The 24,596-nt window shown below is 66.7% G+C and carries 10 protein-coding genes; all 10 read left to right on the top strand.

The genetic code is table 11. From position 1 onward, the window contains the following. A partial coding sequence (locus tag HP547_RS06400; RefSeq protein ID WP_172285777.1) for a BapA/Bap/LapF family large adhesin occupies positions 1-12,568 on the top strand: 12,568 nt, incomplete at its 5' end. A gap of 63 nt (positions 12,569-12,631) precedes the next feature. Then, positions 12,632-14,068 carry a TolC family outer membrane protein gene (locus tag HP547_RS06395; RefSeq protein WP_172285776.1) on the top strand — a complete coding sequence of 479 codons (1,437 nt, stop codon included), beginning with the start codon at positions 12,632-12,634 and terminating at the stop codon, positions 14,066-14,068. Further along, positions 14,065-16,233: a type I secretion system permease/ATPase gene (locus HP547_RS06390; protein WP_172285775.1), complete on the top strand. Its 2,169-nt coding sequence runs from the start codon at positions 14,065-14,067 to the stop codon at positions 16,231-16,233. Before HP547_RS06395 ends, HP547_RS06390 begins: the two co-directional genes overlap by 4 nt. Then, positions 16,230-17,414: an HlyD family type I secretion periplasmic adaptor subunit gene (locus HP547_RS06385; RefSeq protein ID WP_172285774.1), complete on the top strand. Its 1,185-nt coding sequence runs from the start codon at positions 16,230-16,232 to the stop codon at positions 17,412-17,414. Before HP547_RS06390 ends, HP547_RS06385 begins: the two co-directional genes overlap by 4 nt. A 191-nt stretch (positions 17,415-17,605) precedes the next feature. Beyond that, positions 17,606-18,505: a chemotaxis protein gene (locus HP547_RS06380; RefSeq protein WP_172225959.1), complete on the top strand. Its 900-nt coding sequence runs from the start codon at positions 17,606-17,608 to the stop codon at positions 18,503-18,505. Positions 18,506-18,593: 88 nt separating this feature from the next. Continuing rightward, positions 18,594-18,905, top strand: a complete 312-nt coding sequence (locus HP547_RS06375; RefSeq protein WP_172225962.1) for a hypothetical protein — start codon at positions 18,594-18,596, stop codon at positions 18,903-18,905. Then, the gene (locus HP547_RS06370) at positions 18,902-19,636 is read left to right on the top strand and encodes a YkgJ family cysteine cluster protein (RefSeq protein ID WP_172285773.1); all 735 of its coding nucleotides are present in this window, start codon (positions 18,902-18,904) and stop codon (positions 19,634-19,636) included. Before HP547_RS06375 ends, HP547_RS06370 begins: the two co-directional genes overlap by 4 nt. 220 nt (positions 19,637-19,856) lie before the next feature. Continuing rightward, complete coding sequence (locus tag HP547_RS06365; RefSeq protein ID WP_172225968.1) at positions 19,857-21,020, top strand: efflux RND transporter periplasmic adaptor subunit; 1,164 nt, start codon at positions 19,857-19,859, stop codon at positions 21,018-21,020. Further along, entirely contained in the window at positions 21,017-24,109 is a 3,093-nt protein-coding gene (locus HP547_RS06360) for a multidrug efflux RND transporter permease subunit (protein WP_172285772.1), read from the top strand. Before HP547_RS06365 ends, HP547_RS06360 begins: the two co-directional genes overlap by 4 nt. A gap of 9 nt (positions 24,110-24,118) precedes the next feature. Next, positions 24,119-24,596: response regulator (locus HP547_RS06355; RefSeq protein ID WP_172285771.1), on the top strand; the 478-nt coding region annotated here is incomplete at its 3' end.

The raw sequence follows: 24,596 nt of genomic DNA, 5'->3' as shown, positions 1-24,596 counted from the left end.
CTCCGAACCGCTGCAGTTCGATGCCCCGGACATCACACCGCCAGCCGCCGTCAGCAACATCGTGGTCGGCGCCGATGGCCTGGTGCTCAGTGGCCGTGGCGAGGCCGGTGCTACCGTGGAGGTGCGCGATGCCGACGGCACCGTCATCGGCACTGCTACTGTCGGCGAAAACGGCACCTTCATCGCCGACCTCGACCCCGCCGCCCAGCCAGGCGCGCAACTGAGCCTGGTGCAAACCGACGCCGCCGGCAACGCCTCCGAAGCTCTGGCGTTCGAAGTACCGCTGACCACTGCCCCGACCAGCCCGAACGAACTGGTGGTGGCCGAGGACGGCACCAGCATCAGCGGCTCGGCCCCGGTGGGCAGCCGCGTCGAGGTGCATGACGCTGACGGCACCTTGGTGGGCAGTATCGTGGTAGGTGCCGAAGGTACCTTCACCGTCATCCTCAACCCGGCCCAGGCCAACGGCGAACTGCTGGATGTGGTGGCCATCGACGCTAGCGGCGCCTCGTCCCTGCCGGTACAGGTAAGCGCACCGGACATCACCGCACCGGTCGCCCCGAGCGAACTGCTGATCAATGGCGACGGTACCGTGGTTACCGGCCGTGCCGAAGCCGGCAGCACCGTGCGTGTGCTGGCAGCCGACGGCACCACCGTACTGGGCACCGTGGTAGTCGGCGCCACCGGCAGCTTCAGCATCACCCTCGACCCGCCACAAGTGAACGGCGAGCAGCTGCAAGTCACCTCCACCGACGTTGCCGGCAATGCCTCCACCGCTGGCAATGTCACCGCACCGGACATCGACGGCGGCGACACCACGCCGCCAGAGCCCCCGACCAATTTGGTCATCGGCCTGGCCGGTGGCCAGCTGAACGGCCGTGGCGAGGCCGGTGCCAGCGTCGAAGTACGTGATGCCCAAGGCAACGTGCTGGCCAACGGCACGGTCAACCCGGATGGCACCTTCCAGCTCACCCTGGACCCGCCGGTTAACGACGGCAGCAGCCTGCAAGTGGTGCTGACCGACGCCGCCGGCAACGAATCCGAACCGGGTACAGTGAATACCCCGGACCTGCAAGCCCCTGCGCAACCGTCGGGCCTGGAGCTGGTCGACGGCGTTACCCTGACTGGTAGCGGCGAGCCAGGCGCCACGGTGCAGGTGCGCGACGCCACTGGCGACGTGATCGGCACCGGCCTGGTCAACGAGGACGGCAGTTTCAGCGTCACCTTGTCGCCTGCCCAGGCCAATGGCGAAGTGCTCGACATCCGCCTGGTGGATGCTGCCGGCAATACCTCCACCCCATTGCAGTTCGATGCACCGGACATCACACCACCTGCGGTGGTCAGCAACATCGTGGTCGGCGCCGACGGCCTGACCCTGAGCGGCCGCGGTGAATCCGGGGCCACCGTCGAGGTGCGCGACGCCAACGGCGCGCTGATCGGCACCGACACGGTGACCGCCAACGGCACCTTCCTGCTCGACCTCGACCCTGCCGCGCTGCCGGGCGAGCGCCTGAGCCTGGTGCAGACCGACGCGAGCGGCAATGCATCGACAGCGCTGGACTACGATGTACCGCTGGTGACCACACCTGCCAGCCCAAGCGAGCTGGTGGTGGCCGAGGACGGCACCAGCATCAGCGGCTCGGCCCCGGTGGGCAGCCGCGTCGAGGTGCATGACGCTGACGGCACCCTGGTGGGCAGCATCGTTGTAGGTGCCGAGGGTACCTTCACCGTCGTGCTCGACCCGGCCCAGGCCAATGGCGAACTGCTGGACGTGGTGGCCATCGACAATAACGGTACTTCGTCGCTACCGGTACAAGTCTCCGCGCCGGACATCACCGCGCCGCTGGAGCCAAGCGACCTGGTGGTCAACCCGACCGGCACCGTCGTCACCGGCCGCGCCGAAGTGGGCAGCACCGTGCGTGTACTGGCGGCCGACGGCACTACCGAGCTGGGCAGTGTCGTGGTGGGTGCCACCGGTGCCTTCGAAATCACCCTTAGCCCAGCGCAAGTGGCTGGGGAACAACTGCAGGTCACCGCTACCGATGCTGCCGGCAATGCTTCCCTGGCCGGCACGGTTACCGCGCCGATCGTCGATAATGGCGGCGATATCACACCGCCGGAACCGGCCAGCAACCTGGCCATCAGCGACGACGGCCTTACCGTGTCGGGCCGCGGCGAAGTGGGCGCGACCGTGGAAGTGCGCAACGACCAGGGCGAGCTGCTGATCAGCGGTACCGTGCAGCCGGACGGCAGCTTCACCGTACAACTGCCGGACCCGGTGGTGGACGGTTCGTCCCTGCAGGTGACCCTGACCGATGGCGCCGGCAACGTGTCCACGCCAGCCCCACTGCTTACCCCGGACAACGTGGCCCCACTGCAACCGGCAGGGCTGGTGCTGACCGAGGGTGAAACCCTGGTGGGCAGCGCCGAACCTGGCGCGCGGGTGGAAGTGCATGATGCTGACGGCAACCTGATCGGCAACACCATCGCCGAGCTCGATGGCAGCTTCACCCTCACCCTCGACCCACCTCAGGCCAACGGCGAGACCGTCACCGTCACGGTCATCGATGCGGCTGGCAATACCTCCGTGCCGCTCAGTTATGTGACGCCGGACATTACCCCGCCGGACATCATCACCAACGTGGCAGCCGGTGCGGGCGGGCTGGCCGTATCGGGTCGCGGCGAAGCCGGGGCCAGCGTCGAAGTGCGTGATGCCGATGGCAACCTGATCGGCACCGGCACCGTCGCCGCCAATGGCACCTTCGTGGTCGATCTCGACACCCCGCTGGCGGCTGGCGAAACCATCGTGCTGGTGCAGATCGATGCCGCTGGCAACCCTTCGGTTGGCCTGGGCGTGATCGTGGCGGATGCACCCGTGCCAGAAAGCCCCAGCGACGTGGTAGTAGCAGGCGATGGCAGTGCAGTCAGCGGCACCGCCCCGGCAGGCTCGCTGGTGGAGGTTCGGGACGCCCAGGGCAACGTGGTCGGCAGCGTACAAGTCGGCCAGGACGGCAGCTTCACCATTGGCCTCACGCCGGTTCAGGCAAACGGCGAAGCACTCGACGTGGTGGCCATCGATGCCGATGGCAACAGCTCGCTGCCGACCCAGGTCAGCGCACCGGACATCACCCCGCCCAACGAAGCGACCGAGCTGCAGCTGAGCAACGATGGCAGCACCCTCACCGGGCGCGGCGAGCCAGGTACCACGGTGCAGGTCATCGACGCCCAGGGCAATGTGCTGGGTAATGCCCAGGTGGGCGCCGACGGTGTCATCAGCGTGCAGCTGGCACCAGCGCAAACCGACGGCCAGGAACTGGACGTGGTGCTGCGCGACAACGCCGGCAACACCTCGACCGCCACCATCAATGCCCCTGACCTGGACGGGCCGCTGCAACCCTCGGGCCTGGCCATCGATACCGCCGGTATCCACCTGACCGGCGAGGGCCAGAGCGGCTCGACCATCACCGTGCGCGATGCCGACGGCAATGTACTGGGTACCGCCACGGTGGGCGCGGACGGCCGCTTCGACGTCACCCTGAATACCGCCCAACGCAACGGCGAAAGCCTGACCGTGGACGCCACCGACAACCTCGGCAACAGCGCAGGCCCGGTAGACTTCACCGCGCCAGATACCACGCCACCGCAAGTGGTCACTACACCGGCCATCGACGACACCGGCACCACGGTGACCGGCAACGGCGAGCCGGGCGCCACCGTCACCGTGCGCGGCCCGGATGGCAGTGCGCTCGGCAGCGTTGTGGTTGACGCAGACGGCGCCTTCGAAATCACCCTTGACCCGCCACAGACCAACGGCCAGGCGCTGACCGTGGAGCAGCGCGACCCGACCGGCAACCTGTCGGCGGCCGTAGATCTGGCGGCACCCGACAGCGAGGCTCCGGCGATTCCCGGCGCCCTCAGCCTGTCGGGCGACGGCACTACCCTTACAGGTACCGGTGAACCCGGGGCGCAAGTCACCGTCACCAGCACCGGCGGCGCGGTAGTGGGCACCGCCACCGTGCAGGCAGATGGCAGCTTCAGCGTGGCCATCAACCCTGCGCAGGTGAATGGCCAGACGCTGACCGTCACCCAGGCGGACAGCGCCGGCAACCCTTCCCCTGCCGACACCGTGACCGCTCCGGACCTCGAGGCACCGCTGCCGGCCCAGGGCCTTGGCCTGAACGAAGAAGGTACGCTGCTCAGCGGCCAGGGCGAAGCAGGCAGCACCGTGGAAGTACGCAACAGTGCCGGGGATTTGCTGGGCACCGTGGTGGTGGACGGCGACGGCACCTTCCAGGTACCGATAGCCCCACCGCAAACCAACGGCGAAACAGTCTCGGTGGTGCTGATCGATGAAGGCGGCAACGCCTCGCCTTCGACCAGCTTCACGGCCGACGACAATACTGCGCCAACCGCACCGGCAGGCCTCACCATCACCGCGGGTGGCAACGCCATTCAGGGCACTGGTGAAGCAGGCAGCACCGTCGAAGTACGCAACGTCGCCGGCGACCTGCTCGGCAGCGTGGTGGTACCGGCGGGTGGCAACTTCACCGTACCGCTGGCGCCTGCACAGCTTGATGGGCAGGTACTCGAGGTGACCCTGACCGATGCTGCCGGCAACGTCTCCGACAGCACCCCAGTCACCGCACCAGACATCACCCCGCCGGCCCTGCCTACCGAGGTGGCAGTCAGCGATGACGGCACCACCGTCACCGGCAGTGCACCGGGCGCCAGCACTGTCACTGTGACCGACAGCGCGGGCAACGTGGTCACCGTACCGGTCGACCCGGACGGCAGCTTCAGCGTGCCACTGACCGACCCGCTGACCAACGGCGAGACACTGACCGTGGTCGTGACCGACGCTGCCGGTAACGATTCGGCGCCAATCACCACCACTGCGCCAGACACCACCGACCCACTGCCAGCCACCGGGATTATCGTCAGCCCGGACGGCACCACCGTGGGCGGCAGCGCCGAGCCAGGCAGTACCGTGGAAGTGCGTGACGCCGACGGCAATCCTGTCGGCAGCGGCACCGCAGGCCCGGACGGCACCTTCGTGGTGCCGGTAGACCCGCCCTTGGCCGCTGGCGACAACGGCACCGTGGTGGTCATCGACCCGGCGGGCAATATTTCCACTGAAGTGCCAGTGGCCGGGCCTACCGGCACCGAAGCCGCAACGCCTACCGGCCTGAGCATCAGCGCCGACGGCTTCCTGCTCACCGGCCAGGGCACCGTCGGCTCGCTGATCACCGTGACTTCCGGGGGCACCACCCTGGGCACCGCCACCGTCGGCAGCGACGGCACCTTCCGCGTGTTCTTCCAGAACGCCCAGCTCAATGCCCAGACCCTGCAAGTCAGCGCCCGCACCACGGTCGACGGCGAGCCTTCGGTGCCAGCCACCCTGGTGGCCAACGACACCACGGCGCCGAATGCACCGACCGCAGCCATCGACCGGACCGGCAGTACGCTGACCGGCCAGGGCGAAGTCGGCGCTACCGTACGCGTGACCGATACCCAGGGCACTGTGCTCGGTACCGCCACCGTGGGCAGCAACGGCTTGTACACCGTCACCCTCACGCCAGCGGTCGCCAACGGCCAGAACCTGATCGTCACCCAGGCCGACGCCGCAGGTAACGTATCGCTCGCCGCCAGCCTGCAGGCACCCGACCTGCAGGCACCGCTGGCCGCCAGCAATCTCAGCCTCAACGGCGCAGCTACCGTGCTCAGCGGCCAGGGCGAAGCGGGCGCCAGCGTCACGGTGCGCGATGCCAGTGGTGCCATCCTGGCCACCGGCACCGTCAACCAGAGCGGCCAGTTCCAGGTCACCCTGCCTAGCGCACAAACCACCGGCAGCCCACTGCAGGTCACCCTCAGTGATGCCGCCGGCAACGTATCCGGTCCGGCCAGCCTGGCCACGCCAGACCGCACGCCGCCTGCAGCCATCGGCAACCCGGCGCTGAGCCAGGACGGCCGGCAGTTGTCCGGCAGCGGTGAAGTGGGTGCTACGGTACAGGTACGCAATGCCGCCGGTACTGTGCTCGGCACGGCCACGGTAGGCGCCGACGGGCGCTTCACGGTGACCTTCGACACCCCGCAAACCAACGGCCAGGCCATCGGCGTCACGCAAGTGGATGCCGCCGGCAATACCTCGCCAGCGGTCAACGTGGCGACCCCGGACCTGACCCCGCCAGCAGCGCTGACCAATGTGGCGCTGAACAATAACGGACTGACCCTGACCGGCCTGGGCGAAGCTGGCGCCACGGTGAGCGTGCGCGGCCCGGATGGCACCATAATCGGCACCGGCCTGGTCGCTGCCAACGGCAGCTTCACCCTGACCCTCACCAGCGCCCAGCTCAATGCCCAGCAGCTGAGCGTGACCCAGACCGACGCAGGCAACAACACTTCCAGCGCCGTGGCGGTCACCGCGCCTGACTTCACACCACCGGCCACACCGACTGCACTGGCCCTGGCGGCCACCGGCCTGCAACTGACCGGTAACGCCGAAGCCGGCAGCACCGTGACTGTTCGCGATGCCAGCGGCAACGTTCTGGGCACGGCAGTTGCCGGCAGCAACGGCACCTTCCAGGTCACCCTGAACAGCGCCCAGACCAATGGCCAGGCCTTGCAGGTCACGGCAACCGATGCTGCCGGCAATGTATCGCCGGCAGCCCCCTACGCCGCAGCCGACACCACGCCACCCGCCGCCGTGAGCAACCTTGCGGTATCTGCTGACGGCGCTACCCTGGCTGGCAACGGCGAGGCAGGCGCCACTGTCACCGTGCGGGCAGCGGACGGGACTGCGCTGGGCACTGCCACGGTGGCTGCCGACGGGCACTTCAGCGTCAGCCTGTCGCCGGCCGCGATTAACGGCGAAAGCCTGAGCGTGGTGCAAGCGGACGCTGCGCAGAACGTATCGCCTGAGCAAAACGTCACGGCACCGGGCGTGCTCGTGCCTGATACGCCGGACAACCTGGTACTGGCGGCCGACGGCCTGTCGGTGACAGGTACCGCACCAGCTGGCACCACAGTCAACGTGTACGGCCCGAACGGCGTATTGCTGGGCACCAGCCCGGTCGCCAACGACGGTACCTTCACCGTCAATCTGGGCAGTGCGCAGGCCAACGGCGAGCTGCTGCAAGTCAGTGCCACGGGCACCGATGGGGCGGTATCGCTGCCGGCCAGCCTGCAGGCACCGGATACCACCGCGCCGCAACCACTGACCAACCTGGTGCTGTCCAACGATGGCCTGGTGCTCAGTGGCCGCGGCGAGCCTGGGGCTACCGTTACCGTCACGGGTGAAGGCGGTGTCGACCTGGGCACTGCACTGGTCGATGCCAACGGCAACTTCAGCGCCGACTTGAGCGGCGCGCAAATCAACGGCGAGCAGATCAGCGCCGTGCAATGGGACGCTGCCGGCAACGAGTCCAACAGCGTCAGCCTGATCGCACCCGATCGGGTGGCCCCGGATGCCGCCGAGAACCTGGCCTTTGCCGGGGGCGGCAGCCTGCTCAACGGTACCGGCGAGGCGGGGGCGGCAGTCAAGGTCCTGGCCAGCGACGGCAGCGTGCTGGGCACCGCGACAGTGCGCGCTGATGGCAGCTTCCAGGTCAATCTCGATTCGCCGCAAGCCAACGGCCAGCAGGTGAATGTGGTACTGACCGACGCGGCTGGGAACCAGTCGGATTCCAGCGCCGTCACTGCGCCGGATACCACGCCACCCGCCGCACCAGGCGAACTGGCCATTTCCGGTGATGGCGTCACCCTCACCGGCCGTGGCGAAGCTGGCGCGCTGGTGAATGTTACCAACCCGGCCGGCGACGAAATCGGCAGCGCCGTGGTCGATGCCAGTGGCTACTTCACCATCACCCTGAACCCGGCACTGGGCAACGCCGAACTGCTCAGCTTCACCCAGGCCGACGGCGCCGGCAACGTGTCGGCGGTGGCAACCCTGCTGACGCCGGACTTTACCCCGCCGGCAGCGCTCACCCAGGTGGGCGTCAACACCGACGGCAGCGTGGTCACCGGCCTGGGCGAGCCCGGGGCAACGGTTACCGTGAACAATGCCGCCGGTGCCCTGCTGGGCACGGGTACGGTGCTTGCCGACGGTAGCTTCCGCGTCGAACTGTCACCCCCGCAGATCAACGATGAAGTGCTGTCGGTACAGCAGGCCGATCCACCCGGCAACGTCAGCGAGCCGGTCGAAGTGCGGGCGCCAGACCTCACGCCGCCTGTGCCAGCCACCGAGCTGCAGCTGAACGCAGCGGGCGATGTGCTTACCGGCGTCGGTGAAGCGGGCGCCACCGTGCAGGTGTTCGTCGGCACGGCTCAGATTGGCACCACCACGGTCGCCGCCAACGGCACCTTTACGGTCAACCTGGACGACGCGCAGCTCAATGGCCAGGTGCTGCAGGTAACCCTGACCGATGGCACGGGCAACATCTCGCCGATCAGCACTGTGTCGGCAGCAGATATCACGCCACCGGACACCGTCGTTGCAGTCATCAACAACAGCGGCACACAGCTGGTCGGTACCGCCGAGGCCGGCACACGGGTCACCGTGATCAACAACAATGGCGACCTGCTGGGCCAGGTGACAGTCGACCCGGACGGCACCTTCGTCATCGACCTGACTACGGCGCAAATCAATGGCCAGCAGCTCACCCTGATTGCCCAGGACGCGACCGGCAACCCGTCCGCGCCACTGGTGGTGACTGCACCAGACCTGACGCCACCTGTGCAGCCGAGCGACCTGTTGCTCAACCCGGCCGGTACCTCGATGACCGGTACTGCCGAGGCAGGCAGCACCATCACCGTGCGCGGGCCGAACAACAACGTGGTCGGCGAGGTGGTGGTCGGTGATAACGGCCAGTTCACCGTGCCGATCAGCCCGGCGCAAAACAATGGCCAGCTGCTGAGCGTGGTGTCCACGGACGCAGCAGGCAACGCATCGCTGCCAGCGGCTTACCAGACCAACGACACCTCGCCACCGGCACTGGTTACCGACCTGGGCATCAACAACACCTTCAACATACTGACCGGTAAAGGTGAGGCAGGCGCAACAGTCACCGTGAGCCGCGGCGGGGCGGTGCTGGGTACGGGTGAGGTGGATGCCGCCGGCAACTTCCAGATCACCCTGGTGCCGGCGGCCGGTTCACTGGCCACGCTGGCGGTGACCCAATCCGACGGTTTCAACACCTCGGCGGTGGCCACTTACGTGACCCCGTTGATCGCCCCACCCGTGCCACCGAGCAACGTGACGCTGGGCAGCGACGGCTTGACGCTGTCGGGCAGTGCGCCCAGTGGCACCGGCATTCGCGTCTACGATGCCGCAGGTAACCTGATCGGCACCGGGGGTGCCACACTCAACGGCACCTTCGAGCTCCAGCTGAGCGCGCCTCTGCTCAATGGCCAGCACATCAGTGTTACTGCGGTGGCACTGGTAGGCGGCGAGTCGCAGCCTACCTTCGTGCAGGCCACCGACGTTACGCCGCCAGCCAACCCGGTGGTGACGGCCCTGTCCAGCAACGGCCTGGTGCTGACCGGTAGCGGTGAAGCCGGTGCCACGGTGACCGTGCGTGACGCTGCCGGCAACGTGATCGGCAGTGGTGTGGTGAATGCCGGTGGTGCGTTCAGCATCACTCTGGACAGCGCGCAGCTCAACGGCCAGGTACTGGGCGTACGCCAAGCCGATGTGGCGGGCAACAACTCGGGCAGCACCCGCTTCACCGCCATCGATGTGCAGCCGCCAGCCGCGCCGACCAATGTGCAAATCAACGGCACCGGCACGGTGCTGACAGGCCGTGGCGAGGCAGGTGCGACGGTTACCGTTCAAGGCCCGAACGGCCAGGTTGGCACCGGTGTGGTGCAAGCAGACGGCAGCTTCACCATCACCCTGACCACCGCACAGAACGACGGGCAGCTGCTGGTGGTGCGGCAGGCCGATGCCGCTGGCAACTTGTCCGGCAGCGTCAACCTGCCTGCCCCGGACACTACCCCGCCAGCTGCACCGGTTGCCGCCATCAACAACAACGGCACCTCGGTCACAGGTACTGGCCAGGTCGGCAGCACGGTCACCGTGCGCAACAGCGCCGGCACCGTGCTGGGCACGGCGACGGTGGCCAGCAATGGCACATTCGTGGTCAGCCTGACTGCAGCCCAGATCGACAACCAGGCGCTCAGCGTCACCCTCACCGACAGCGCCGGCAACGTGTCCACCGGCACCGCGCTTACCGCACCGGACCTGACCCCGCCAGCCGCTGCCGGTAACCTGCTGATCAGCGCCGACGGCGCGACCCTCACCGGTACCGGCGAGGTGGGTGCCACGGTTACCGTGCGGAGCGCCAACGGCACCGTGCTGCAGACCGCAACCGTACGCCCGGACGGCGGCTTCACCGTGACCCTGGCCCCGCCGCAGGACAACGGCCAGATCCTCTCGGTGACGGTGAGCGACCCCCGCGGCAACGTGTCGGGCAACGTCAACATCACCGCGCCGGATGTGGATGCGAACGCGCCGGTCATCGCCAGCGACAACCTGGCCACGGCCACGGTCGACCTGGTACCGGTCAGCGCCACCAAGACCTACACAGACAGCTTCCTGACTGTACTGTCGGGCTTCACCAAGACCTTCACCTGGACCGTGGAGCCAGGCACCACGGTCGACCCGATCCTGACCCTGACCACCAACAGCGTGCTGGCGCTACTCAACAACGCTTCGTTCACCCTGCAGGTGAAAGACGCCAGCGGCGCCTGGGTGACCCTCGCCACCGGCAACACCCAGGGGCTGCTCGACCTGATCGTGCTGCCCATCGGGCTGCAGGTCGATATCGGCAAACTGCAGGCAGGCGACTACCGCCTGACCGTGGGTAGCGGCGGCATTGGCGTCGCCACCCAGGTCACAACCACGCTGGACATCACGGCCACCAGCCTGACCCAGTTCACCGGCACCGGCACTGCCACCACCGGCAACGTCATCACCGACGTGGGTACCGACGGCAGCGTCGATGCCCGTGGCCCGGACAGCGCCGCCGTGCTGCAAGTGCTGAAGGACGGCAGCTATGTCACGGCGGGTACCGCCACCACGGTCCAGGGCCTGTACGGCACCCTGGTGATCCGCGCCGACGGTAGCTACACCTACACCCCTAACGGCAGCCCGGCCAGCGTCGGCAAGGTCGATGTGTTCAGCTATCAGCTGGCGCACCCGAACGGTGTGACCGATGCCGCCAACCTGTACGTGCGCATCGACAGCCCGCAGGCCACGGAGATCTGGAGCGACATCAACTACGCTGCGCCAGCCACGGTAGTCGATGCCGTCAACGATGTCGCCTTCAGCGACCTGACGCTGGCCAACCGGGTAGACACCAGCAGCGCCACGCTCGGCGTGCTGAACCTGCCTGTAATTGGTTCGCGGCAGGCCACCTACACCGCCACGGTTGCCGCCGATACCACGGCCAACCTGCAAGTGGTGGTCAACTCCAGCAACCTGCTGAGCCTGCTCAACGGCACCACCATCGAGCTGCTCAAGCTCAACCCGGCTACCGGCCAGTACGTGCTGGTGCAGACGGTCAACGGTGGCTCGCTGATCAGCCTGCTGGGTGGCGGTGCGGGGTATACCTTCCAGAACCAGGGGGCCGGCACTTACCACGTACGTGTCACGGCGGGCGGCATCGGCTTGCTCAGTTCAATCACCACCAGCCTCAACGCCACCACCACGCACCTGACCGAGTTCGTGGTCAGCGGCGCGACGGCGGCCACCGGCAACCTGCTGACGGATGACAACGTCGGCTCCGCCTTGACCGTGCTGAGCGTGCTGACGGCGGCCAACACCTACACCATCCCGGGCTACAACGGGGTGAGCGTTGCCGGCACCTACGGCACGTTGCTGGTGCACGCCGACGGCAGCTACACCTACACCCTCAATTCGGGGCTGACCTCGGCGGCGGTCGGCCAGCACGACACCTTCACCTACGAGCTCACCCACCCCAACGGCAGCACCGACACGGCAACGCTCACCGTCAACCTGGACAACGCCGCCGGCCTCGTCACCACCACTTCGCTGCTGTCTGAAAGCGGTGACGAAACGGTTGCGCTGGCCAGCCTGGCAGCCACCACCGATGTGATCGCCGGCACCGACGGCAACGACCACCTCGATGGCAGCCAGGGCGGGCATATCACCCTGCAGGGTGGTGCCGGCAATGACACCCTGGTGGTAGTCGACCAGAACTTCGCCAGCGTCGAGGGTGGCAGCGGTACCGACACCCTGCTGTGGGGCGGCGGCGATGCCAGCATCGACCTGGGTAACGTGGCCGGGCGGGTGCATGACATTGAAATCATCGACCTCAACGACACAAGTTCCGTGGCGCTGACCCTCAACCTGGCGGACGTGGTGGCAATCACCGAAACCGGCACCGACACACTGATCATCAAGGGGGACGACAAAGACTCGGTTCACATGACGGACAACTGGACCCTGGTCGGGTACCAAACCGCCGACGGGGTCGACTATAACCAATACACGGCCCAGGAGGATCCAAGCCACCACCTGTGGGTGCAGAACGGAATCCACGTTGTCTGAGGCCGCCGCAATCCCGCCGGGCACATGCCCGGCGGCATGGACGACCAGCAGTAAGGGAACTATGTGAAGCGAAGCAGTCCGCTGTCACCGCTGTTGCTGGGAGCCTGCGGGCTCCTGGCCCTCAATTTCCACACGGTTGCCCAGGCAGCCGATGACATCGACCCACAACTGCGCCAGATCGGGCCATCGCTGCTACGCGATGCGCCCGAAGCTGTGCCCGCACGCCCCGCTACCGGGATGGCTCCGGTCGCCGGTGGCGACCGCCTGGGGTTGAGCGAAGCCGTGCTGCAGGCAGCGCAATGGCACCCCAGCATCGCCGAAGCGATCGGCAACCTGTACAAGCAGGGCGAAGGTATCAACGTTGCCCGCGCGGGTTACTACCCGCAAATTTCCGGCGGTATCCGCACCGGTTACGACACCGGCTACGGCGGCGACCGCAACAGCCAGGCGCTGAACCTGTCGCTGAAACAGATGCTGTACGATTTTGGCAAGGTCGACAGTGCCGTCAGCGCTGCCCAGGCCGCCGCCGCCCGCGCCCAGGCCAACATTCTGCTGGTGGTGGATGACCTGGCCCGCGACACCGCCTATGCCTGGATCGAAACCCGTCGCTACGAACAACTGATGCTGATCGCCCGCGATCAGATCCGCGGCGTTGGCGACATCGCCGGCATGGCCCGCCAGCGCAGCGACATGGGCGCCAGCACCCGCTCCGATGTGGTGCAGGCCGAGTCCCGCGTGGAAAGCGCCCGCGCCACGCTGGAGGAATACCAGGCGCAGTACGAACGCTGGCGCTCGACCCTGGCCGCCCTGATGGGGCGGGTAACCCCACCGGTGCTGGCCGAAGAATCGCCCCCCGCACTGAACCAGGCCTGCAAGCGGCCGGCGCAGGGCGATGACCGCCTGCCCGCAGTGCTGATGGCCCTGGCCCAGCGCGCCCAGGGCCAGGCCGAACTGGCCCAGGCCAAGGCCGAGGCCTACCCGACCGTGTCGTTGCAACCACAGGTCAACCATTACCTGGACGACGACTACAACCGCGACAACTCGCGCATGGACCGCACCCAGGCGGGTATCTACCTGAACGTCGAGGTGCCCATCTACCAGGGCGGCGCCATCAGCGCCCGCAGCCGCGCCGCCGGCCATGCGCTGACCGCCGCCGACTCCGCCGAAGACGCGGCACGCCTGCAAGCCCGTCGTGGCCTGGCCGAGGCCATGGCGCAAACCTCCGGGCTGGGCCGCCGCCTGACCTCACTGGAAGCGCGCCAGGTCAGCATTCAGGAAGCCCGCATGCTCTACGGCCGCCAGTACCTGGACCTGGGCACCCGGCCGCTGCTCGACCTGCTCAACGCCGAGGGCGAGATCTACCAGTCACGCTTCGAACTTGCCGGCACCCGCTCCGACCTGCTGCGCCTGGATGTCGACTGCCTGTACAACACCGGCGCCCTGCGCACGGCCTTTGGCCTTGAAGGGCGCAACCTGCAAGGTGTGGAGATCCAGCCATGAGTGATCCGATCAATGTGACCCTGCCCGACCAGGCCAAGGCGCCAGACCAGGCCGCCGTGCACCGGCCAGACCTGGGCCCCTGGCTTGAGGTGATGCTGCAGGTGGCGCACCACTACCGCCTCGACGTCTCGCCGCAGCGTATCCGCCTCGCCGCCATCGAAGATGCCCGCCCGCTGGACGAAATCCTTCGCCACATGGCCCGCCAGGCCGGCCTGGCGCTACGCTTTGTACGCTTCGATGCCAAGGGCCTGCGCCAATGGCGCACGCCGCTGGTGCTGGAGCTGGACGATGGCCAGCTGGCGGTGGTCGAGTCGGTGACCGAGGAGGACGACCTGGCGGTCGTCTTCGCCGGTGACCAGGGCCTGACCTCACGCCTGCCCCGCGACAGCCTGAAGGGCCGTATCAACCGCGTCGCCCTGCTGCGCCCGGCACGGCCGCTGCGTGACGTGCGCACCGATGACTACACCGCGCCGTACGACCGCCACTGGTTCGCCCGCATCGTGCTGCGCGACCTGCGCCCCTATGGCCAGGTGATGGTCGCCTCGCTGGTGGCCAACGTGCTGGCGCTGGCCGGCGTGCTGTTTTCCATGCAGGTGTACGACCGGGTGATCCCGGCCGAATCGCTGCCAACCCTGTACGTGCTGTTTGGCGGTGTAGTGCTGGCGCTGGTGTTCGACTTCAGCATGCGCCTGCTGCGCCTGAAGGTGACCGACCTTCTCGGCAAGCGCGCCGACCTGCGGGTAAGCGACCTGGTCTACGGCCATGCCCTGCGCCTGCGCAACTCGGTGCGGCCGAAATCCACCGGCTCGTTCATATCGCAGCTGCGCGAGCTGGAATCGATCCGCGACCTGATCACCTCCAGTACCGCCACGGCACTGGCCGATCTGCCGTTCTTCCTGCTGTTCCTGTTCGTGTTCTGGCTAATCGGTGGTGTGCTGGTATTCATCCCGCTAGTGGCGCTGCTGGCCATGGTGCTGCCTGGGCTGCTGGCGCAACGGCGCCTGGCGCGGCTGGCGAATGCCTCGATGCGCGAATCGGCGCTGCGCAACGCCATGCTGGTAGAAAGCATTCAAGGCCTGGACGAAATCAAGGCACTGCAGGCCGAAGCGCGTTTCGAGCGGCAGTGGAACCAGTACAACGCCGCCTGCGCCCATACCAACCTGCGCCTGCGCACCCTCACCAATGGTCTGGTGACCTGGACGCAGAACGTGCAAGGCGCGGTGTTTGCCGTGGTCATCGTGGTCGGCGCGCCCATGGTCATCGCCGGCGACCTCACCACCGGTAGCCTGGTAGCGGCGTCGATGCTGTCGTCGCGGATGATGGCGCCGCTGGCTCAGCTGACCCACGTACTGACCCGCTGGCAGCAGGCCAAGGTAGCCCTGCAAGGCCTGGACAAACTGATGCAGTCGGCAGTGGACCACCCGGAAGGCGAAGCCCGCGTGCACGTGCCGGCGCTTCGCGGCGAGTACCGCCTGCGCCAGGCCAACTTCCGCTATAGCGAAGAATCCCCACCGGTGCTGAATATCGGCCAGCTGGACATCCAGCCCGGCGAGCGCATCGCCGTGCTGGGGCGCAACGGCGCGGGCAAATCGACCCTGCTGCAGGCATTGGGCGGGGCCATGGACCTGGTGCAAGGCGAGGTCAGCCTGGACGGCATCGCCATGGCCCACCTCGACCCGGCCGACCTGCGCCGTGACGTCGGCTTGCTGGCACAGTACTCGCGGTTGTTCCACGGCACCCTGCGGGAAAACCTCACCCTCGGCGCCGGCCAGGCCAGCGACCAGGAACTGGTGGCCGCACTGGCCGCCACTGGCGCTCTGGACTTCGTCCGCCGCCTGCCCAAGGGCATGGACCACCTGATCCTCGAAGGTGGCCTGGGCTTGTCTGGCGGCCAGCGCCAGGCCCTGGTGCTGTCACGCCTGCTGGTACGCCAGCCGCAAGTGCTGCTGCTGGACGAGCCGACTGCGTCGCTGGACGACATGACCGAGCGCAAGCTGCTGGATAACCTGGAGCGCTTCTGCCAGGGCCGCACCCTGGTGATCGCCACCCACCGCCTGAGCGTGCTGCAGCGGGTAGACCGCATCATCGTGCTCGACGGCGGGCGCATCGTCATCGACGACAGCCGCGATGCGGCGCTGGCCAAACTGCAAGGAGCGCAGGCATGAGCAACCATGAACTCCCGGCCTCCTACCTGGACGGCCAGGACGACCAGGCGGTCTTCCGCGCCGGACGCATCATCACCATTTGCGCGCTGATGCTGGCGGCGTTCCTGGGCTGGGCGGCCTGGTTCGAGGTGACCGAGGTGTCCACCGGCACCGGCAAGGTGATCCCCAGTTCGCGGGAGCAGGTGATCCAGTCGTTTGAAGGCGGTATCGTCGCGCAGATGAGCGTGGCCGAGGGCGACCTGGTCGAGCGCGGGCAGATACTGGCCCAGCTCGACCCTACCAAGACCGCCTCCAGTGTGGGCGAAAGCGAAGCCAAGTACCGCGCCGCCAAGGCCAGCCAGGCCCGCCTGCAGGCCGAGGTGACGGGCAAGCCGCTGCGCTTCCCCGAAAGCCTGCGCGACTCGCCAGACCTGATCGAGGCCGAAACGGCGTTGTACCAGACCCGCCGGCGCGGGCTGGAACAGACCCTGGCAGGCATTGAAGACTCGCTGCAACTGGTACGCAGCGAGCTGAAGATTACCGAGAACCTGGCGAAAATGGGCGCCTCCAGCCGGGTCGAGGTGATCCGGCTGAACCGCCAGCGTTCTGAGCTGGAACTCAAGGCCAACGAAGCACGCTCGGATTACCTGGTGCGTGCCCGGGAAGAGCTGGCGAAAGCTAGCGCCGAGGCCGACAGCCTGTCCGAAGTGGTGCGGGGGCGCAGCGACTCGCTCACCCGCCTGACCTTGCGCTCGCCAGTGCGCGGCATCGTCAAGGACATCGAGGTCAATACCCTGGGCGGCGTGGTACAGCCCGGTGGCCAGGTGATGAAGATTGTGCCGATGGACGAGCGCCTGCTGATCGAAACCCGCATCGCCCCGCGTGACATCGCCTTCATCCACCCGGACCAGGCGGCCAAGGTCAAGATCAGTGCCTATGACTACTCGGTGTATGGCGGGCTGGACGGCAAGGTGGTGGGAATTTCGCCGGATACCCTGCAGGATGAGGTGAAGCCGGAAATCTATTACTACCGGGTGTTCATCCGCACCGAGCAGGACAGCTTGCAGAACAAGGCCGGCAAGCATTTTGCGATCGTGCCAGGGATGATCGCCACGGTAGATATCCGGACCGGTGAGAAGACCATTCTCGACTACCTGATCAAACCGTTGAACCGCGCCAAGGAGGCCCTGCGGGAGCGGTAACTGGCCGGGGCCGCTTTGCGGCCCAATCGCCGGCAAGCCAGCTCCCACAGGTACAGCATCACCTCGAAGCCAGCACAGTACCTGTGGGAGCTGGCTTGCTGGCGATTAGGCCAGAACAGGCAATACACACCTAAAGCCAGGCCCGACCAGGCCGATAACCGGTTATCCCCTGTTTCCCACCGAAGGTCACCATGGCCACCCAAAATGCCCGCGCGGACTCGCTGTCCCTGCTGCTGTTCACCCTGCGCAGCGGCAAGCTGATGGCAATCAACCTGCTCAAGGTCAGCGAGATCATCCCCTGCCCGCCGCTGACCAAGCTGCCCGAATCGCACCCCAACGTGAAAGGCGTGGCGACCTTGCGCGGCCATTCGCTGTCGGTCATCGACCTGTCCCGCGCGATCGGCGAGCAACCGTTGGCCGACCCGGCTGGCGGCTGCCTGATCGTCACCGAGATCAGCCGCTCGCGCCAGGGCCTGCATGTGCAGGCGGTCAGCCGCATCGTGCATTGCCTGAGTACCGACATCAAACCGCCGCCCTTTGCCTCGGGCAACCGCTCGTTCATCACCGGGGTTACCCGGGTCGACAATGCCCTGGTGCAGGTGCTGGACATCGAAAAAGTCATCCACTCCATCGCCCCACCCGTGGCCGAACCGGCTCACGGCGCCTTGAACGAAGAAGACGCCAGCCTGCTCGCCGCCGCCAACATCCTGGTGGTGGACGACAGCCAGGTGGCGCTGCAGCAGTCGCTGCACACCCTGCGCAACCTCGGCATCGAATGCCACACCGCGCGCAGTGCCAAGGACGCCATCAACGTGTTGCTGGAACTGCAAGGCACCGCGCAGGAGATCAACATCATTGTCTCCGACATCGAGATGAGCGAAATGGACGGCTACGCGTTCACCCGCACCCTGCGCGAAACGCCTGACTTCCAGCACCTGTACGTGCTGCTGCACACCTCGCTGGACAGCGCCATGAGCAGCGAGAAAGCGACCCAGGCCGGGGCCAATGCCATCCTCACCAAGTTCTCCTCGCCAGAACTGACCGACTGTCTGGTGGTGGCGGCGCGAACCGTTGTGTTCGCCGAGCGCTGATATATTCAGAGACAAAACCCCCAGCTTGCCCCCAAGGGTGAGTCGGGCATAATTCGCGTCCCTCCGAAGAAAACTGCCGGAACCGCGTATGAAGTTTTTCAGCTCCATCCTGATTGGCTGCGCCCTGTTCAGCGGTGTCGCTCATGCCTCCAGCAGCCAGGCGTGGAACGAGCAGCGCCAGCAGATGCTCAAGGCCTGCCTGGCCGCCAGCCAGTTCAAGGACGCCCATGCCCGTGGCAAGCCCGCCGAGTTCGATGACCAGGTGGGCATGAGCGCCCTGCTGGTCGAAGGCGTCTACCCACAAAAACACATGCAGCAGCGCAGCGGCACCGAGCTGTGCCTGTACGACCGCCAGCACCAGCGGGCGTTTGTCAGTGAATGGAACCCGGAAGCCAAGTGACCGACAGCGTGCGTTTTGCCTGTACCGGCTGCGGCAAATGCTGCACCGGCCACCATGTACCGCTCACCCTCGATGAAGCGCGCCGCTGGGCCGATGCTGCGGGCCAGGTAGTGGTGCTGATCGAGGCGTTCGTGGTCGATGGCCCTGGCATGCCGCCCGAACAGCGCGAGCATGTGCTGCGCCGCTCGCACGCGGTGCCCTGCGGCACTGGCGATGCGCGGGTTTCGGTAACGTTCGCGGCCTTCAACCCGGGCCGCTGCCATAACCTCGATGACAACGACCTGTGCACGATCTACGAACAGCGCCCGCTGGTGTGCCGGATCTACCCGGTGGAAATCAACCCGCATATTCCGCTACGGCCCGATAGCAAGGATTGCCCGCCTGAAGCCTGGCAGCAGGGGCCTGAGCTGATCCATGGCACGCAACTGGTGGATGCCGGGCTGCAGGCGCTGGTGCAGGCGTCGCGGCAAGCCGACCGCGACGACATTGCTGCCAAGGTGGCGGTGTGCCAGGCACTGGGCATGACCACCAGCGCGCTGAAGGGCAACGGGTTTACGGCTTACCTGCCGGATATGGGTGCGTTTGCTAACGCGCTGGCGCAGATTCCGGTAGATGACGGGGCGCAGTGGACCTTGCATGTGGAAGACGAAGCGCTGGTGGCGAGCTTGCGGGAGCAGGGTTTGCACACTACCAACGAGCCCCCGGTGTATTACGCCTTCATCGGTTTTTAGAGAAACAGGCCCGGCGCTGTCGCCGGCAAGCCTGCTCCCACAGGTCCTGCACATGTCTTGAAGGTTGTGCAGAACCTGTGGGAGCTGGCTTGCCGGCGATGAGGCCCGCGAAACTGACAAGGCTGTCAGCCAGCGGTCACGCTGCCGACCGGGTTCGGGGGCTATAAGATGAAGTACAGACAACCGTCCCTCTTCCCCTCTGGCCAAGGTCCCCGCACCGATGCGACGTTCGTCCCGCTCTGCTTTCCTGGCCGCCCTGGCGCTGCTCGTCCTGGTGCTAGCAGGCATCTGGTTCAGCCAGCGCCAACCGGCATCCACTGCCCGGGCGCCGACGGCCATCCCCGTGCGCGTGGTCAGTGTCGTCCAGCAGGACGTGCCGCGCTACGCCAGCGCGATCGGCTCGGTGCTGTCGCTGCACAGCGTCGAGGTGCGCCCGCAGGTTGAAGGGATATTGACCCAGGTACTGGTCAAGGAAGGCCAATGGGTAAAGGAAGGCGACCTGCTGGCCACCCTCGACGACCGCTCCATCCGCGCCAGCCTCGACCAGGCGCGTGCGCAGCTGGGCCAGAGCCAGGCACAGATCCAGGTGGCCGGGGTGGACCTCAAGCGCTACCGCCTGCTCAGCAGCGACGATGGCGTGTCGAAACAGACACTCGATCAGCAACAGGCGCTGGTCAACCAGTTGCAGGCCACGGTCAAGGGCAACCAGGCCGCCATCGCCAATGCCGAGGTGCAGTTGTCGTACACGCAAATACGTTCTCCGGTCACTGGCCGGGTAGGTATTCGCAACGTCGACCCGGGCAACCTGGTGCGTACCAGCGACACCCAGGGCCTGTTCAGCGTCACCCAGATCGACCCGATCGCCGTCGAGTTCGCCCTGCCGCAGCAGATGCTGCCGACCCTGCAGGGCCTGCTGAAGGCGCCCACCCCGGCGCTGGTGCAAGCCTATATGGACGCCGATGGTGAACGCAGCCTGCTGGGCGAGGGCCATCTGGCGCTGATCGATAACCAGATTTCCGCCAACACAGGCACCGTGCGGGTCAAGGCCGAGTTCGACAACAAGGACGGCCGCCTGTGGCCGGGCCAGCTGGTCACCATTCGCCTGCGCACAGCCGTGGAAGAAAACGCCCTGGTGGTACCACCACCGGTGGTGCAACGCGGCGTCGACGGGCACTTTGTCTACCGCCTGGACGGCGACAAGGTCACCAGCGTGCCGGTCAAGGTGCTGTACCAGGACAGCGGGCTGAACATCATCGCCGGGGTCAAGGCGGGCGAGCGCCTGGTGCTCGATGGGCAGTCGCGGCTCAAGCCTGGCTCGCATGTCGAGGTGGCCCCCGATGCCCCTGTACCGTCGGAAATGGCCGACCGCCGGAGCCAGCCATGAACACGCGCAACGGTGTCTCGGCCTGGTGCATCGACCACCCCATTGCCACCCTGCTGCTGACCTTCGCCCTGGTACTGCTGGGCGCCATCGCCTTCCCGCGGCTGCCGGTGGCACCGCTGCCCGAAGCGGACTTCCCGACCATCCAGGTAACCGCCCAGTTGCCTGGGGCCAGCCCGGAAACCATGGCCTCCTCAGTGGCCACCCCGCTGGAAGTGCAGTTCAGTGCCATCCCCGGCATGACCCAGATGACCAGCAGCAGCGCGCTGGGCTCGACCACCCTGATCCTGCAGTTCACCCTGGACAAGAACATCGACACCGCCGCCCAGGAAGTGCAGGCGGCGATCAACACAGCCACCGCACGCCTGCCGCAAGACCTGCCCAACCCGCCGACCTGGCGCAAGGTCAACCCGGCCGACAGCCCGGTGCTGGTAATGACCGTCAGCTCCAACCAGATGCCCGGCAACGACCTCAGCGACTATGCCGAAACCCTGCTGGCCCGCCAGCTGAGCCAGATCGAAGGGGTTGGCCTGATCAACATCACCGGGCAACTGCGCCCGGCGATCCGGGTACAGGCCCAGCCGGAAAAACTCGCCGCCATCGGCCTGACCCTGGCCGACCTGCGCCAGGCCATCCAGCAGACCAGCCTGAATCTGGCCAAGGGCGCACTGTACGGCGAGCACAACGTGTCGACCATCGCCGCCAACGACCAGCTGTTTCACCCCGAGGACTACGCGCAGCTGATCGTTTCCTACCGCGACGGCGCCCCGGTGCACCTCAAGGACGTGGCCAAGGTCATCAACGGCGCCGAAAACGCCTACGTCAAGGCCTGGTCCGGCGACCAGCCCGGGCTCAACCTGGTGATCTTCCGCCAGCCCGGCGCCAATATCGTCGATACCGTGGACCGGGTGCTGGCCGCCCTGCCCAAGCTGCAGGAGATGCTGCCGGCCTCGGTCGAGGTGTCGGTGCTGCAGGACCGCACGCAAACCATCCGCGCCTCGCTGCATGAAGTGGAACTGACCCTGATGATCGCCGTGGCCCTGGTGATCGGCGTGATGGCGCTGTTCCTGCGCCAGTGGTCGGCGACCATGGTCGTGTCCAGCGTGCTTGGTGTGTCGCTGATCGCCAGCTGCGCGCTGATGTACATCCTCGGTTTCAGCCTGAACAACCTGACCCTGGTGGCCATCGTCATTTCAGTGGGCTTCGTGGTCGACGATGCCATCGTGGTGGTGGAAAACATCCACCGCCACCTGGAGGCCGGTGAAGACAGCCGCACGGCGGCGCTCAAGGGCGCGGGCGAAATCGGTTTTACCGTGGTGTCGATCAGTTTCTCGCTGATTGCGGCGTTCATTCCGTTGCTGTTCATGGGCGGCGTGGTCGGCCGTCTGTTCAAGGAATTCGCCCTCACCGCCACCGCCACCATCCTGATTTCGGTAGTGGTCTCGCTGACCCTGGCGCCGACCCTGTGCGCGCTGTTCATGCGCCGCCCGCCCGGCGGGCACCAGGGCGGTTTTGGCGAACGCCTGGTGCGGTGGTACGAAAAGGGCCTGGACCGCGCCCTCGCCCACCAGCGCCTGACCCTGGGCGTGTTCGGCGTGACCCTGGCCCTGGCGGTGGCCGGTTACGTGGCCATCCCCAAAGGCTTCTTCCCGCTGCAGGACACCGGCTTCATCCTCGGCACCAGCGAAGCGGCGGCGGACGTGTCGTACCCGGCGATGATCGAGAAGCACCAGGCGCTGGCCAAAATCATCGAGGCCGACCCGGCCGTGCGCGCGTTTTCCCACTCGGTAGGCGTCACCGGCAGCAACCAGACCATCGCCAACGGCCGCTTCTGGATCGCCCTGAAGCCGCGCGGCGAGCGCGATGTGTCCGCCAGCGAGCTGATCGACCGGCTGCGCCCCAAGCTGGCCCAGGTGCCGGGTATCGTCCTGTACATGCGGGCTGGCCAGGACATCAACCTCAGCTCTGGCCCGTCCCGCACCCAGTACCAGTACGTGCTCAAGAGCAACGACGGCGTAGCGTTGAACCTGTGGACCCAGCGCCTGACCGAACGCCTGCGGGAAAACCCGGCATTGCGTGACCTGTCCAACGACCTGCAACTGGGCGCCAGCGTCACCCGCATCGACATCGACCGCCAGGCTGCCGCACGCTTCGGCCTGACCACCACCGACGTCGACCAGGCACTGTACGACGCCTTCGGCCAACGGCAGATCAGCGAATTCCAGACCGAGACCAACCAGTACAAGGTGATCCTCGAACTGGATGCGCGCCAGCGCGGCAAGGCCGAGAGCCTCAACTTCTTCTACCTGCGCTCGCCGCTGACCAACGAAATGGTGCCGCTTTCAGCCGTGGCGCATGTGGCGCCGCCCACTACCGGGCCACTGTCGATCAGCCACGACGGCCTGTTCCCGGCCGCCAACCTGTCGTTCAACCTGGCCCCCGGCGTGGCCCTGGGCGATGCGGTGAGCATCCTCGAACGCACCCAGCGCGAGCTGGGCATGCCCGACTCCATCAGCGGTAATTTCCAGGGCGCGGCCCAGGCCTTCCAGAGCTCGCTGTCGAGCCAGCCATGGCTGATCCTGGCAGCGCTGGTGGCGGTGTACATCATTCTCGGCGTGCTGTACGAAAGCTTCGTTCACCCGCTGACGATCATCTCCACCCTGCCCTCGGCGGGCCTCGGGGCGCTGATACTGCTGTGGGCGATGGGCCAGGACTTCAGCATCATGGGGCTGATCGGCGTGGTGCTGCTGATCGGTATCGTCAAGAAAAACGGCATCCTGCTGATCGACTTTGCCCTCGAAGCCCAGCGTCATCGCGGCCTGACACCCGAGCAGGCAATCCACCAGGCCTGCCTCACGCGCTTCCGGCCGATCATCATGACCACCCTGGCCGCCTTGCTTGGCGCAGTCCCGCTGATGTTCGGCTTTGGCACCGGGGCCGAGCTGCGCCAGCCGCTGGGTATCGCGGTGGTCGGCGGCCTGCTGGTGAGCCAGGCGCTGACGCTGTTCACCACCCCGGTCATATACTTGACCCTCGAGCGCCTGTTCCACCGCCGCCAGGCTGCCCGGGCGGCAGCGCCAAGTGCCAGTTAGGACAAGACCATGCGTGTGCTGATCATCGAAGACGAAGAAAAAACCGCCGACTACCTGCATCGCGGCCTGAGCGAACAGGGTTTTACCGTCGACCTGGCCCGCGACGGCATCGATGGCCTGCACCTGGCCCTGGAACGCGATTACGCGGTGATCGTGCTGGACGTGATGTTGCCCGGCCTGGACGGCTATGGAGTGCTGCGCGCCTTGCGTGCGCGCAAGCAGACACCGGTGATCATGCTGACCGCCCGCGAACGGGTCGAAGACCGCATCCACGGCCTGCGCGAAGGCGCTGACGACTACCTGGGCAAGCCGTTCTCGTTCCTCGAACTGGTTGCCCGCCTGCAGGCCCTGACCCGGCGCAGCAGCAGCCACGAGCCGCTGCAGGTGCAAGTGGCCGACCTGTGGATCGACCTGATGGCGCGCAAGGCAACACGTGCCGGCCAGCGCCTGGAGCTGACCGCCAAGGAGTTTTCGCTGCTCAGCGTGC

The sequence above is a fragment of the Pseudomonas sp. CM27 genome, assembly GCF_013179515.1.
Lineage (GTDB): Bacteria > Pseudomonadota > Gammaproteobacteria > Pseudomonadales > Pseudomonadaceae > Aquipseudomonas.
The sequence above is the reverse complement of the archived record's forward strand: the minus strand, read 5'-3'. Positions and strand labels throughout refer to the sequence as shown.

Coding starts and splice junctions, on each gene's coding strand:
- HP547_RS06390 (WP_172285775.1), top strand. CDS start 14,065: ATGAGTGATCCGATCAATGTGACCCTGCCCGACCAGGCCAAGGCGCCA.
- HP547_RS06385 (WP_172285774.1), top strand. CDS start 16,230: ATGAGCAACCATGAACTCCCGGCCTCCTACCTGGACGGCCAGGACGAC.
- HP547_RS06380 (WP_172225959.1), top strand. CDS start 17,606: ATGGCCACCCAAAATGCCCGCGCGGACTCGCTGTCCCTGCTGCTGTTC.
- HP547_RS06375 (WP_172225962.1), top strand. CDS start 18,594: ATGAAGTTTTTCAGCTCCATCCTGATTGGCTGCGCCCTGTTCAGCGGT.
- HP547_RS06365 (WP_172225968.1), top strand. CDS start 19,857: ATGCGACGTTCGTCCCGCTCTGCTTTCCTGGCCGCCCTGGCGCTGCTC.
- HP547_RS06360 (WP_172285772.1), top strand. CDS start 21,017: ATGAACACGCGCAACGGTGTCTCGGCCTGGTGCATCGACCACCCCATT.